General features: G+C 61.4%; 13 protein-coding genes. 7 read left to right on the top strand and 6 right to left on the bottom strand.

Annotated elements, in window-relative coordinates:
- Positions 1 to 175 precede the first annotated feature (175 nt).
- The gene (locus PYR65_RS20315) at positions 176 to 490 is read right to left on the bottom strand and encodes a YkgJ family cysteine cluster protein (RefSeq protein WP_276119277.1); all 315 of its coding nucleotides are present in this window, start codon (positions 488 to 490) and stop codon (positions 176 to 178) included.
- A gap of 213 nt (positions 491 to 703) precedes the next feature.
- Positions 704 to 1,585, bottom strand: a complete 882-nt coding sequence (locus PYR65_RS20310; RefSeq protein ID WP_276119276.1) for a tetratricopeptide repeat protein — start codon at positions 1,583 to 1,585, stop codon at positions 704 to 706.
- A 212-nt stretch (positions 1,586 to 1,797) separates the two neighbouring features.
- Here PYR65_RS20310 and PYR65_RS20305 point away from each other — a divergent pair, with 212 nt between their 5' ends.
- A complete protein-coding gene (locus PYR65_RS20305) occupies positions 1,798 to 2,421 on the top strand; it encodes a FecR family protein (protein WP_060636267.1) in 624 nt (207 codons plus the stop codon).
- A 12-nt stretch (positions 2,422 to 2,433) separates the two neighbouring features.
- On the opposite strand, the gene PYR65_RS20300 is transcribed toward PYR65_RS20305, so the two are convergent.
- On the bottom strand, positions 2,434 to 4,290 hold the full coding sequence (locus PYR65_RS20300; protein WP_276119274.1) for a CHASE2 domain-containing protein: 1,857 nt from the start codon (positions 4,288 to 4,290) through the stop codon (positions 2,434 to 2,436).
- 3 nt (positions 4,291 to 4,293) lie between these two features.
- Positions 4,294 to 4,998: a Crp/Fnr family transcriptional regulator gene (locus tag PYR65_RS20295; RefSeq protein ID WP_060636220.1), complete on the bottom strand. Its 705-nt coding sequence runs from the start codon at positions 4,996 to 4,998 to the stop codon at positions 4,294 to 4,296.
- A gap of 242 nt (positions 4,999 to 5,240) precedes the next feature.
- Here PYR65_RS20295 and PYR65_RS20290 point away from each other — a divergent pair, with 242 nt between their 5' ends.
- Positions 5,241 to 5,624: a DoxX family protein gene (locus PYR65_RS20290; RefSeq protein ID WP_276119273.1), complete on the top strand. Its 384-nt coding sequence runs from the start codon at positions 5,241 to 5,243 to the stop codon at positions 5,622 to 5,624.
- A 77-nt stretch (positions 5,625 to 5,701) separates the two neighbouring features.
- Here PYR65_RS20290 and PYR65_RS20285 read toward each other — a convergent pair whose 3' ends face one another.
- A complete protein-coding gene (locus PYR65_RS20285; RefSeq protein ID WP_276119272.1) occupies positions 5,702 to 6,130 on the bottom strand; it encodes an RbsD/FucU family protein in 429 nt (142 codons plus the stop codon).
- On the bottom strand, positions 6,130 to 7,362 hold the full coding sequence (locus tag PYR65_RS20280; protein ID WP_276119271.1) for an ROK family transcriptional regulator: 1,233 nt from the start codon (positions 7,360 to 7,362) through the stop codon (positions 6,130 to 6,132). Before PYR65_RS20280 ends, PYR65_RS20285 begins: the two co-directional genes overlap by 1 nt.
- Before the next feature lie 301 nt (positions 7,363 to 7,663).
- Between PYR65_RS20280 and PYR65_RS20275 the strand changes: the two genes are divergently transcribed.
- From PYR65_RS20275 to pyrC, 5 genes are all read left to right on the top strand, one after another.
- Positions 7,664 to 8,689: a sugar ABC transporter substrate-binding protein gene (locus tag PYR65_RS20275; RefSeq protein WP_276119270.1), complete on the top strand. Its 1,026-nt coding sequence runs from the start codon at positions 7,664 to 7,666 to the stop codon at positions 8,687 to 8,689.
- A gap of 102 nt (positions 8,690 to 8,791) precedes the next feature.
- Positions 8,792 to 9,850: an ABC transporter permease gene (locus PYR65_RS20270; RefSeq protein WP_060636215.1), complete on the top strand. Its 1,059-nt coding sequence runs from the start codon at positions 8,792 to 8,794 to the stop codon at positions 9,848 to 9,850.
- Positions 9,850 to 10,638: an ATP-binding cassette domain-containing protein gene (locus PYR65_RS20265; RefSeq protein ID WP_060636214.1), complete on the top strand. Its 789-nt coding sequence runs from the start codon at positions 9,850 to 9,852 to the stop codon at positions 10,636 to 10,638. The genes PYR65_RS20270 and PYR65_RS20265 overlap by 1 nt, the downstream gene beginning before the upstream one ends.
- Positions 10,639 to 10,640: 2 nt before the next feature.
- Positions 10,641 to 11,270, top strand: a complete 630-nt coding sequence (locus PYR65_RS20260) for a nucleoside triphosphate hydrolase (protein WP_407951340.1) — start codon at positions 10,641 to 10,643, stop codon at positions 11,268 to 11,270.
- Positions 11,271 to 11,580: 310 nt separating this feature from the next.
- Positions 11,581 to 12,633 (top strand): dihydroorotase, encoded by a 1,053-nt coding sequence (pyrC, locus tag PYR65_RS20255; RefSeq protein ID WP_276119269.1) that lies wholly within the window; start codon positions 11,581 to 11,583, stop codon positions 12,631 to 12,633.
- Positions 12,634 to 12,670: the final 37 nt, after the last annotated feature.

Below are 12,670 nucleotides of genomic sequence, written 5' to 3'. Positions count from 1 at the left end.
TTTCGAAGCTGTCGGGCGCACGCGGCGTGGCCCGGAATGGATGGGCGCAAAATAGGGCAGAGGTCTCCGGATAGCTATCCGGGAAAATAAGCCAAATGCCGGATGTTTCACGGAAACAGATTGTTTAAACCGTACACCATGCGGGCATATCGAAATCGAGCCGGATGATCCGGTGTCAGAGAAGGACTTTCTGCGAGAGTTTGTGTCGCGCCATCAGACATTCGTCGTCGCCGGGCATGCAGGTGCGGCAGACGATCGGGCGCACCGCATAGATCTTGCAGCCGACATGGACGCCAAGCTTGCCGTCGAGCGCCAGACAACGATTGTCCTCGCAACGCATGCCGCCGAGATCGGCCGAAACATATTCCGGCGGGATAAGGTCGAGCTCCGCATCCGTCTCCAGCGAAAAACGCGGCCAATCCTGCGAATAGCTGCAGCAGGCGCCACAACTCTGGCAGTCGAAATCATCAGTGGGAACGGCAAGGGTCATGCGGCGAACGTAGCATGGAATTGGGGAAAGGCGGAAGGCCGCAGCCTTCCCTTCTCCCCTGCGGGGAGAAGGTGCCCGAAGGGCGGATGAGGGGGCCAGACGCCCTGAACGTGCCGAAAGACCCCCTCATCGCCTCACTGCGTTCGGCACTTCTCCCCGCTGCGGAGAAGGGGGAGATCGGGATTCGCCCACAGGGCATTCCGGCTGGAATGCTTACTTCGCACGCTCAGACTTTGGCAGCAGAAGGCTTGCCTGTTCATCGGGCTCGACAATCGCGGTGACGGCCGGTGCCTGCGCGATCTTGGCTTGAGCGAAGGCATCGCCTTTTCCGGCAGCCAGGGTGAACATTGCTCTGGCAGCGCCGGCGTCGGCAGGCATGCCTTCCCCGGTTTCCAGCATGATGGCGAGATTGATCATGGCATCGACATTGCCGCGTTCGGCGGCAAGCCGGTAAAACTGCGCGGCCTTGCCGTTATCCTCCGGCAGCTGTTTGCCTTCATCCAGCATGACGGCGAGGTTGAAGGCGCCGAGATTATCCCTGGCAACCGACGCCCGCTCGAACCATTGGGCGGCGAGCGGGCCGTTGGCCGGTGTGCCGGTGCCGTCGCGATAGGCGACGCCGAGATTGAAGGCGGCAAGGATGTTTCCCGTGGCGGCGGCCCTCTGGTACAGTGCGAATTCTGCAGCATGGTCGCCGCGTTCGCCGAGCATGACGGCATAGTTCACCATCGCGATGGCATGATTGCCTGCGGCCGCCTCTTCCAGCATCGCCATGGCCTGGCCGCGCTGGCCGGCGGCATGGAGCACGCGGGCAAGCTCAAAGGTTTGGCGCGGGCCGCTGCCCTGGTTGTAGGCTTCGCGGCAAGCCGAAAGGGCAATGCCGATGCGGATATCGTCGGTCGCCACGGGACGAAAGGCCAGATTGCGTTGCAGGTCATGCTCGCTGCCGGCTTCCGCATCGCATTGGTCCGAGGGCAAAAGGGAGGATGCTGCCCGCGCCTCGGGAATGGTGATTGCCGCGACGGACAGCAGGCTGACGGCGGTAAGCAGAATGGCGTTGAGGGCTGAAATGCGCTTGCTGGGTTCGTTTTTCATGGTGTTCTCCGTGGCGTTTGTGTCACCTTATGGGGCACGCCGGCCGGCGGCTGCTCCTTGAGAAACAGGGAGTGCTGCGGCCAGGCAGGAGGATCGGGGACAGAGCCCGCAAGAGCGGCATCCGACGAAAGCGATTATTCGCCAAGACCGGATCGTGTGAACCCGGATCGTGAGAAGAGGGAGCAATGACAATGAAGCCAGACATTCAACTGCTGCGGCCGGGCCTGATCGGACGGCGGGCATTCGTCGTTAGCTGCGCTTTGGCTGCAGGTGGTCTTGCCGCAATACCGGCTCAGGCCACCACGGTGATCGGCAAGGCATCGGACGTGCGCGGCAAGGTCAATCTCAAACGGGCGAAAAAGCAGGAGGGATTGGCGACCGGCGGGCAGATCATGGACAATGATTTCGTCGCGACCGGCAGCGACAGTTTTGCCGATCTGGCGCTGGTGGGCGATACGCGCGTCCTTTTGGGCAGCAAGACGGAGCTTTTGCTCGACAGTTTCATTGCCGGCCAGGGCGGGACGATGGAGCTTGGCCTGGGGCAGATGGTGTTCGACCGGCCGGAGGGCCTTCCGAAGATCGACCTGGTGCTTCGCACCACGTTCGGCATGATCGGCGTGCGCGGCACGAAATTTTTCGCAGGCCCCAATCGCGGCGTCTTTGCCGTCTTCGTCGAACACGGCCAGGTCTCGGTCGATGCCGGTGGCGTCCAGCGGCTGGTCGGCGCCGGCGAAGGCATCGAGATCGCGAGGCCCGGCGAAGCGCCGAACGAGATCGTCAAATGGAAGGAAGCCCGGATCGTCGAGGCCTATGCCAGCGCCGGCCTGCAGCGCTGACCGCACAAGGCGCTACATCTCGCTGGTAAACAATTCCATTTCGCCGAAGCCGCGAATGTCGTGCATGCCGAGCGAGCGCAACATACGGCCGCTTTCGACGGCTGCCTGCGGGCCGATGCAGATGGCGGTGCCGAGAAACTTGTTGGCCTCCTGCAGCCGTGCGGCCAGATTGATGCAGTCACCATGCGCCGTATAGTCCAGCTTGCCACCGGCGCCGACTTCGCCGAGAACCGCAATGCCCGTCTCGATGCCGATGCGGGTGCGGCCAAACTGGTGTTCGGCAAAGCCCGGCCGGCGGCGCATTTCCTCCGTCAGAGCCCGGATCGCCCCGGCGCAGTCGATCGCCCTGTTGACGTGATCGTGCAAATCCTCCGGCGCATTGAAAAAGGCGTGCACGGCGTCGCCGACCACCTTATCGACCATGCCGCCATACCGCGCGACCAGCCCGTTGACCTCCGCATAATAGATATCGAGCAGGGTCACGAGATCGCGCGGCGCAAGCTTTTGCGACAGGGTTGAGAAACCCTCGATATCGGTAAACAAGGCGGTGACCGGACGTTCCTCCCCGGCAACACGGTCATCGTCGGGATTGTCGATATAGCGGGCGACGACGGATTGCGGCAAATATTGTGAAAACTTGCTGCGCGCAGTCGATTCCGCCCGCCGGACGCGGGCAAATTGCAGCGTGCTGGTCACGATCAGCACGAACATCAAAACCAGACTGATGCCGACGGCATCGACCAGCAGGGCGGACGCGGCATAGATGGCGGCTGCTGCGCCGATGGTCGCGGAGATGGCAAGAAGCCCAAGCGCAACCGATGTGACCGGCCGCAGGCGCGTGGCGACGAAAGCCACCAGCAGGCCGCCGGTCAGGGCCAGTGCCGCTTCAAACAGCGGTAGCTTAGCATGCCGTTGCGGAATGAAACCGGTGAGCACGGCATTGGCGATATCGGCGTGGATCTGCACCGAGGGTTCGAGCGGCATGGAGGCGGTGGAGCGCAATCCGCCGAGATGCGGCAGGCTGCTGCCGATCAGCACCGTCTTGTCCTTGAAGCGATCGCCCGCAACCGCGCCGCTCAGCACATCGCCTGCAGATACGGTGCGCGCCGTGATCGTAGCACTCGGGCTTGCGGCAAAACGCAGGCTGCCATCCGCGTCCAGTTCGATCAACCGGCTCTCAAGCTTCAGCCACGCGGGCTCCCCGCCAAGGATGGGCGTGTGTCCGCCCGCAGCCAGCCGGGCGGCTTCAAGACCCAATGCCGGATAGGCGTCATTGCCGATGATCGAGAAGGCCTGGACCCGGCGGATGCGGGCATCCTCGTCGCCGACCAGAAAGGCGGCCGCTGCCGAGCGTGAGGCCGTCTGCAGAAAGGTGCAGGAGGCTTCGGCGCCGTTGATGAACCAGAGATCGGGAATGCTGACCGGTTTGCGCACGGCAACCGGCGGTACGGGGCCGGGATGTTCGGGCCCGCCATCTGCAATCAGGAAACCCAGAATGACCGGCAGGCCGGAAATCGCCTGTGTCAGGGCGGTATTGGCGGGGTCTGCGGGGTCGCAGGCCGTGGAGAAGATGAAATCGACGGCCGCAGCCTTGGCGCCGGCTTTCGAAAGCCTGGACAGGAGATCGGCCGTCTCCAATCGGCCCCAGCTCTGGTCCGGCGCCTGCTGCATCGCCTTGCGATCGACATCGATGACGACGATCTCTGCCGATTGCGGTGCGGGAAGCCATTGGGTAAGCGAATCGAAGAACTGCTCCCGCTGCGTTTCCAGTGCTGCGCCGCCGGTAAAGAACAGCAGCAAGGCACCCACAAGGCTCGCCGCCGCGCCCGCAAACAGCGGCCTGATCCGGGACAGGCGGAAACGTTTCAACAGCTATTCCTCTTCAGGTTCCGCGATCTTCTGCAGGCGGCCGATATGGCAGGTGATGACGCCGTCGAGCCGCTTGATTGCAGCACTTTCCTCCAGCGCCAGAATGGCCCGGTTCACCTTGGGGCGGCTGGCGCCGAGAATGGCGGCAATATCCGATTGGCTGAGCGTCAGCCGCAGATTGGCGCTTTCGGGCAGCTCCGTTCCGTGGATCTGTTTCAAGGTGGCGAGGAAGAAGCGCGCCACCCGGGCATGCAGATCGTAAAGCGCGATTGTTTCCAGCCGGTCCGTCGTATCGCGCAGCTGCGCGCAGAGATAGCGGATGATCGATTCGGCGGCGTTCGGCGTATGGGTGATGAAATCGAGAAAGGCCTTCTTGCCGATGACATAGCCTTCGGTTGCCGTGATCGCTGTAGCGTCGGCCGAACGCGGCTGGCTGTCGAGAATGGCCATTTCCCCGAACAGGGCGCCCGCCTCGATATGGCGCAAAAGCAACTCCCGGCCCTGCGGTGTGATCAGCGACAGTTTGATGCGCCCCGAAAGGACAGCAATCATGTAATTGCCCTCGTCACCCCGCTGGAAGATCACCGCTCCGGCGGTCCATTTGCGGTAAGTCGCAAGTGCGGCAATGGCGGAAAGCGTTTCCTTGTCGAACTCCTCGAAAATCGGGAAAGAACGCCAGAAGGCGGGACTTTTATTGACGTCACTCATACTGCATCCCCATCCGCATCATCATTACAACCCCGTGGAAATTCTTCTCGCAGTCTTCCCGGTGTTGCAACAGAAAACACTTAAAAACTGGGATTGCCTTGGCTCGCATCGTGCGGCCGGTTGACGATATGCGCGAACTGTCTACTGATTGTGAACGATCTGTCTCCGGCCGGCGGGCTGGATGAATTCGGAATTGCTGATAAATCTGTCGCCAACAATGAACCCAACCGGAGTTTCTTCCCATGCCGCAGAATGCAGTCCTCCTCGTCGCCCGTGTCCTCCTGTCCATCCTCTTCATCGTCGCCGGTTACGGCAAGATCACCGCCCTTGGCGGCACTGCCGGCTATTTCGGCAGCATGGGCCTGCCGTTGCCGATGGTGACGGCCGTCATCGTCGCCGTCGTCGAGCTGTTTGGTGGCCTCGCCATCCTGGTCGGCCTCTTTACCCGCCCGGTTGCCTATATCCTGGCGCTCTTTTGCGTTGCCACGGCGTTTATCGGCCACGGTGATTTCTCGGTTGCCGGTAACGACATCCACTTCATGAAGAACCTTGCCATCGCAGGCGGCTTCCTCTTCGTCGCCACCTTCGGTGCCGGTGCCCTCTCGGTTGATGCCAAGCGCGCCTGATTGCTGAGTGTTTGATACGAAAAAGCCCGCCGATCGTTGCAATCGGCGGGCTTTTTCATTTCCGGTGTCGAGGCGCATCAGGGATAGATGACACCCTTGCGCAGGATGACATTGCCGTAGAGCCGTGGTTCGCTGGTCTGGACGACGGTATGGGCAGCGCGAACCCTCGGATAGAAATCGGGACCGAGAAGCGGCGCTACCGCACGCTGCGGTTCGTATCGAGCGCAGCACGCAATGATCTCCTCGTGAACCGGGTCGAGCGCATCGCGATCCTGCTTCACAGTGGCGCGAAAGATCGCCTCCGGCACGAAATCGTCGATCGGCATGACGCTCAGGATCGCATCAAGAACCGGGATCAGATGGTGCCCGTCGAGCCGGATCAGCCGGCGGCCATGTTCGAGGCCGGGATAATTGCCATCGACCAGGGCAATTTCATCGCCATGCCCCATGGCGCGCAATGTGGCCAGGAGCTCGGGGCTCAGGAGCGGGTTCAGACCTTTCAGCATCAGGCTGTTTCCTTGAAAAGAACATTGGTGTCGATGAGGTAGCGCGAGAACAGCGGCAGGCTGGCGCCGCCGATGGCGCGAGCCTGGGCGCCGACGGCCCCCTCGATGATATCGGGCAGGATGACGCCTTCGAGATCGAGTTCACCCGCCGCCGTGCGGATCGCGGCAACGATGCGTTCGCGCACCCAGCCCGGAAAGCCGCCGTCGATGACGGCCGCGCTGAAATCGATGATCGAGGCGGAAGAGACGATGGCCTGCGCAAGGGCTGCCGCCGTCAGCTGTATCCATGTTTCCAGCGGCTCGCCGAAATCGATCCATTCATCGGCCGAATACCAGAGCGGTTTCGGATCGATGCCTTTTTCGCGCAGCAGATTTTCGAGCACGAAGATCGAGGCGATCTTCAGGAGCTGCTGCGGCTTGCCATTTCTGTCCGACACCTGCAGCGGCCCGACGGCGCCGGCCGTTCCGGTGCGGCCGGAAAACAGCGCCGAATTCAGGACGATGCCGCCGCCGATGAACGAGCCGATGTAGAAATAGATGAAATCCGGATAGGAAGAGCCGACCCCGAAGATGAGCTCGGCGCCGCAGGCGCTGGTGGCGTCGTTCTGCATCAGGACGGGATGGTGGGTCTGCGCCGCCACCTCGGCGCGCAGGTCGAAACCGCGCCAGCTGTTCATCGCCTCGCGCGGCGCGCCGGTTTCCTCAGCCCAGCTCCAGAGCTGAAAGGGGGTGGCGATACCAACCCCGGCTATGTGCGTCCGCTGTTCGGGCGTCAGCATCTTTTCCAGTTTCGGAATGCCCTCGACGATGAAGGACAGGATATCGTCCGGCATCGGATAGGCATGGGTCTGATGCAGCTGCAGGCGGATATTGCCGACGAAATCCATCAGCACGAGATCGCAGCTGCGCCGGCCGATCTTGACGCCATAGGAATAGACGGCATCCGGATTGAGCCGCATCGGGATCGATGGCTGGCCGACACGGCCGCGCACGGGCTCACCCCGGATCAGAAGATTGTCCTTTTCCAGCGCCCGCATGATGACGGTGACCGTCTGCGCCGACAGGCCGGAACGCCTGGCAATATCGGCTTTCGACAGGCTGCCGTGACGGCGCACCAGCGACATGACCAGCCGCTCGTTATAGGCGCGCACACGGGTAAGATTGGCGCCGCCGCCCGGGTCAAAGACGTCCGGAACGGTCGATGCACCGCCGGAACCGGCCTGTGATGTCATGCCCGTTTCCTCCCTAAAGCGTGATCTCCTAACCGGACTGGCTTGTCCCGGATAGGCCTCCCGATCCCGCCTTGCATTTTGTTTCTTGCGTGCAGTGCAACCACGAGAGGCGCATGCACATTTTCTGCGCAGAGAATGGCACAGATTTTTAATAATTCAATTTGATTTATTTATTGACAGGATTTTGTTTTGATGTTTGTTTTGTATCCGGAAGCGCCAACCGCAAAGAGGAGACGATGCGGCGGGCGAAGCCTGAAGGGCCGGTTCGCCGGTTCCAATTTTCAATCCTTGGGAGGATTTCATGAAGAAGACTATTGTTTCCGCCGCTCTCGGCGCGCTGGCGCTTGGCGTCGTATTTTCAGCTCCGGCCCAGGCCGCCGATGTCTCGGCCTGCCTGATCACCAAGACAGACACCAACCCCTTCTTCGTCAAGATGAAGGAAGGTGCCGAAGCCAAGGCCAAGGAACTCGGCGTTGAGCTGAAGTCCTATGCCGGCAAGGTCGATGGCGACCATGACAGCCAGGTTGCTGCCGTCGAATCCTGCATCGCCGATGGTGCCAAGGGTATTCTGATCGCCGCTTCCGACACCAAGGCCATCGTCGATCAGGTCAAGAAGGCACAGGATGCCGGCCTGCTCGTCATTGCGCTCGATACCCCGCTCGATCCGCCAGGCTCTGCCGACGCGACCTTTGCAACAGACAATCTTCAGGCCGGCAAGCTGATCGGCGCCTGGGCCGCCGCAACGCTCGGCGACAAGGCCAAGGATGCCAAGATCGGCTTCCTCGATCTCGTTCCTTCGCAGCCGACAGTCGATGTTCTGCGCGACCAGGGCTTCATGATTGGCTTCGGCATCGATCCGAAGGACCCCAACAAGATCGGCGATGAAGACGATCCGCGCATCGTCGGTCATGACGTGACCAACGGCAATGAAGAAGGCGGCCGCACCGCCATGGAAAACCTTCTCCAGAAGGATCCGGACATCAACGTCATCCACACGATCAACGAACCGGCTGCTGTCGGCGCCTATGAAGCGCTGAAGGCTGTCGGCAAGGAAAAGGACGTCCTGATCGTTTCCGTTGACGGCGGTTGCCCCGGCGTCAAATCCGTCTCGGAAGGCATTATCGGTGCGACATCGCAGCAATATCCGCTGCTGATGGCATCGCTCGGCATCGAAGCGATTGCGCAATATGCCAAGGACGGCACCAAGCCGCAGCCGACCGCAGGCAAGGACTTCTTCGATACCGGCGTGTCTCTGGTCACCGACAAGCCTGCCAAGGGTGTTGAATCGATCGACGTCAAGACCGGCACGGACAAGTGCTGGGGTTGATACGGTAAGGCTTTCGCCACAGAATGAATATGAAAGGGCGGTTTCGGCCGCCCTTTTCAACAGCCGGTTGGTAGGCCGGTCTCTTGGGAGGGAGGCGTTGTCATGACAAGCGTCCAGGATTTCGAAAAAACACTGGATCAAAGCGACAAATCCGTCGCTTCATTCGAAGATCGCTCGCTCTTGCGGCGTATCCAGCATTTTCTGCATTCGACACCGGCCGCCATTCCGGCGATCGTGCTGATCGTTTCCATCATCGTCTTCGGCGTCCTGAAGGGCGAACGCTTCTTCACGGCGGGAACGCTAACGCTCATTCTGCAGCAGATCGCCGTGGTCGGTATTCTCGGCGCGGCACAGACGCTGATCATCCTGACGGCCGGCATCGACCTGTCGATCGGCGTGATCATGGTGCTTTCGGCTGTGGTCATGGGCAATTGCGCCGTCACCTACGGTCTGCCGGCACCGCTGGCCATTCTCGCGGGCTTTGTGACCGGAACCGTGTGCGGCATGGCCAATGGCTTCCTGGTGTCGCGCATGAAACTACCGCCGTTCATCGTCACGCTCGGCACCTGGAACATCATCGCGGCGATCAACTATATCTATTCGGCCAATGAGACCATTCGCCGGGCCGATATCGAAACCGCAGCCCCGCTTCTGGGCCTCTTTGGCGCCAGCTTCAAGCTCGGCTCCGCCGTCTTCACGCTCGGCGTCATCATGATGGTGATCACCGTGCTTGCTCTCTGGTACGCCCTCAATCACACTGCCTGGGGCCGCCATGTCTACGCGGTCGGCGACGATCCGGAAGCGGCGGAACTGTCTGGTATCCGGGTCAAGGGCGTTCTTCTCGGCGTCTACGGTCTTGCCGGTGCCATCGCGGCGCTCGCCGCCTGGGTCTCGATCGGCCGCAACGGCTCGATTTCACCGTCCTGGGCGGTCACCGACTACAATCTCCAGGCCATTACAGCGGCTGTGATCGGGGGCATCTCGCTGTTTGGCGGGCGCGGCTCGATCCTGGGAACGCTGTTTGGCGCGTTGATCGTCGGCGTCGTGTCGATGGGCCTCAACATGCTCGGCGCCGATCCGCAATGGAAAGTCCTCTTGACCGGTGTCCTCATCATTACGGCTGTCGGCGTCGATCAGTGGATCAGAAAGGTAGCAGGCTGATGGAACCTCTTCTCACCGCACCCCTCTTGACGGCACGGGGTATCGTCAAGCGCTATGGCCGCGTGACCGCTTTGGACCAGTCCGATTTCGATCTTTATCCCGGCGAAATCCTCGCCGTGATCGGTGACAACGGCGCGGGCAAATCCTCGCTGATCAAGGCAATCTCGGGCGCCATCCATCCAGACGAAGGCGAAATCCGCCTTGACGGCAACGTCGTCAACTTCCGTTCGCCTCTTGAGGCGCGCGAGGCCGGCATCGAAACCGTCTATCAGAACCTGGCGCTCTCGCCGGCCCTGTCGATCGCCGACAACATGTTCCTCGGCCGCGAAATCCGAAAGCCGGGGCCGATGGGATCGGTCTTTCGCATGCTCGACCGGCCGAAGATGGCCAAGATCGCCCGCGACAAGCTGTCCGAGCTTGGCCTGATGACGATCCAGAACATCAACCAGGCGGTGGAAACACTGTCCGGCGGCCAGCGCCAGGGCGTCGCGGTTGCCCGTGCTGCTGCCTTCGGGTCGAAGGTCATCATTCTCGACGAGCCGACAGCGGCACTCGGGGTGAAGGAGAGCCGCAAGGTCCTCGAACTCATCCTTGACGTCCGCTCCCGCGGCCTGCCGATCGTGCTGATCTCGCACAACATGCCGCATGTCTTCGAAGTGGCCGACCGTATCCACATCCACCGGCTCGGCAAGCGGCTCTGCGTCATCAATCCGAAGGACTATACGATGTCGGATGCCGTCGCCTTCATGACCGGTGCCAAGGTTCCCCCGGAGGCTGCCGCCGCATGAGCATGACGCTTGCCGCCATTGCGGATAGCATTGTCGAAAAGGCGGGCAACGCGTCCCGTTTCATCGTCGCGATTGCCGGCCCCCCCGGGGCCGGCAAGTCAACGCTGGCCGATGCGCTTCAGGAAGAGCTGACGCGGCGTGGCGAAAAATCCGCCATTTTGCCGATGGACGGCTTCCATATGGATAACGGCATTCTGGAGGAGCGCGGCCTGTTGAAACGCAAGGGCGCGCCGGAAACCTTTGATGTGCGGGCTTTCATCGATATCGTCTCGGCGGTGCGCCGGGCGGACGAGGAAGTTCTCGTTCCGGTGTTCGACCGCTCCCGTGAAATCGCCATCGCGTCGGCAAGGCCGGTTGCGCCGGAAACGCGCATCATCCTGGCGGAGGGCAATTACCTTTTGCTCGACGAGGCGCCCTGGTCGCGGCTTGACGGCATGTTCGACCTGTCGATCTTCGTCGGCCCGTCCTATGAAGTGCTAGAGGAGCGGCTGCGGCAGCGCTGGATCCATTACGGGCTGGACGCCGCCGGCATCGAATGGAAGCTTTACGGCAACGATCTGCCGAACGGCAAACGGATCATCGGCAATTCACGTGCGGCCGATATCGCCATCGAGATTTTCGAAACGGATTGAACGACAGATCCGCCATTGTTCTACCGCACGGAATGGTGCTATCGGAGCCTTGAAACGCTGGTGGGCACGGAGCTTTTTCCTCCGTCATTCCTGTGCTTGTCACAGGAATCCAGCCGCCCAAGTCCTTGGGCGACAGGAGTCCTTTGACCCGACAGACGTTGGGTCGCTGGATCCCCGCCACAAGGGCGAGGATGACGGGGAGTGAGGCATTCGACCGCGAGAAACAATGACGCCACGTCTCTGTTTCAGCTTCATCTGTATGCTTCAGCTCTCAATTTATAAAATTTATGAGTGCTTGGAGATATCCGCCATGAGTCCACAGTCCGTCACCGAACTGACGATCCGCCGTCCTGACGATTGGCATCTGCATCTGCGCGATGGCGGCATGCTCAAGGGCGTCATCGGCGATACCAGCCGCCACTTCGCCCGCGCCATCATCATGCCCAATCTCGTGCCGCCAGTGGTCACCACCGCCGACGCGGCTGCCTATCGCGAGCGCATCCTGGCGGTGCTGCCCAAGGGCGACCGTTTCGAGCCGCTGATGACGCTCTATCTCACCGAAGGCACCAATCCGGATGATGTCGAGGCCGGTCACGCGAGCGGCCTGATCAAGGCCGTCAAACTCTATCCGGCCGGCGCCACCACCAATTCGCATGGCGGCGTGCGCAATTTCGAAAATGCCATGCCGGTGTTGGAGCGCATGGCGAAAATCGGCCTGCCGCTCTGCGTCCACGGCGAAGTCACGACGCCGGAGGTCGATATTTTCGATCGCGAGGCTGTCTTCATCGAAACCGTGCTGGAGCCGCTGCGCGCCCGCCTGCCGGAATTGAAGGTCACGATGGAGCATGTCACCACCAAGGATGGCATCGATTACATCAGGGCGGCGAAAGCCAATCTTGCCGGCTCGATCACCACGCATCACCTGATCATCAACCGCAACGCCATCCTGGTCGGCGGCATCCGCCCGCATTATTACTGCCTGCCGGTCGCCAAGCGCGAACTGCATCGCCTTGCCCTGCGGGCTGCCGCGACATCTGGTGACGGCCGCTTCTTCCTCGGCACTGATTCCGCGCCGCATGTCGATCCCTTGAAGGAATGCGCCTGCGGTTGCGCCGGTATCTACACGTCGATCAACACGATGAGCTGCCTTGCCCATGTGTTCGAGCAGGACAATGCGCTGGACAAGCTCGAAGCCTTCACCTCGCTGAATGGCCCGGCCTGGTATGGCCTGCCTGTCAACGGCGAGACGATCACCCTGCGCAAGCAGGCGGAGGCTCTGACATTTCCGGAAAAGATCGAGACGGAGGCAGGCACGGTCACCGTGTTCGATCCGATGTTCCCGCTGCATTGGGCCGTTTCCTGAAGGCATTCAAAAGCCCGCCTCCAGGAAACCGGCAGGG

Source organism: Pararhizobium qamdonense (assembly GCF_029277445.1).
Taxonomy (GTDB): domain Bacteria; phylum Pseudomonadota; class Alphaproteobacteria; order Rhizobiales; family Rhizobiaceae; genus Pararhizobium; species Pararhizobium qamdonense.
This window is presented reverse-complemented; position numbering and strand designations above follow the sequence as displayed.

Bases quoted from the DNA above. Each gene is read 5' to 3' on its own strand.
- PYR65_RS20315 (WP_276119277.1), bottom strand. From the start codon at position 490: ATGACCCTTGCCGTTCCCACTGATGATTTCGACTGCCAGAGTTGTGGC.
- PYR65_RS20310 (WP_276119276.1), bottom strand. From the start codon at position 1,585: ATGAAAAACGAACCCAGCAAGCGCATTTCAGCCCTCAACGCCATTCTG.
- PYR65_RS20295 (WP_060636220.1), bottom strand. From the start codon at position 4,998: ATGAGTGACGTCAATAAAAGTCCCGCCTTCTGGCGTTCTTTCCCGATT.
- PYR65_RS20290 (WP_276119273.1), top strand. From the start codon at position 5,241: ATGCCGCAGAATGCAGTCCTCCTCGTCGCCCGTGTCCTCCTGTCCATC.
- PYR65_RS20285 (WP_276119272.1), bottom strand. From the start codon at position 6,130: ATGCTGAAAGGTCTGAACCCGCTCCTGAGCCCCGAGCTCCTGGCCACA.
- PYR65_RS20280 (WP_276119271.1), bottom strand. From the start codon at position 7,362: ATGACATCACAGGCCGGTTCCGGCGGTGCATCGACCGTTCCGGACGTC.
- PYR65_RS20275 (WP_276119270.1), top strand. From the start codon at position 7,664: ATGAAGAAGACTATTGTTTCCGCCGCTCTCGGCGCGCTGGCGCTTGGC.
- PYR65_RS20270 (WP_060636215.1), top strand. From the start codon at position 8,792: ATGACAAGCGTCCAGGATTTCGAAAAAACACTGGATCAAAGCGACAAA.
- PYR65_RS20265 (WP_060636214.1), top strand. From the start codon at position 9,850: ATGGAACCTCTTCTCACCGCACCCCTCTTGACGGCACGGGGTATCGTC.
- PYR65_RS20260 (WP_407951340.1), top strand. From the start codon at position 10,641: ATGACGCTTGCCGCCATTGCGGATAGCATTGTCGAAAAGGCGGGCAAC.
- pyrC (WP_276119269.1), top strand. From the start codon at position 11,581: ATGAGTCCACAGTCCGTCACCGAACTGACGATCCGCCGTCCTGACGAT.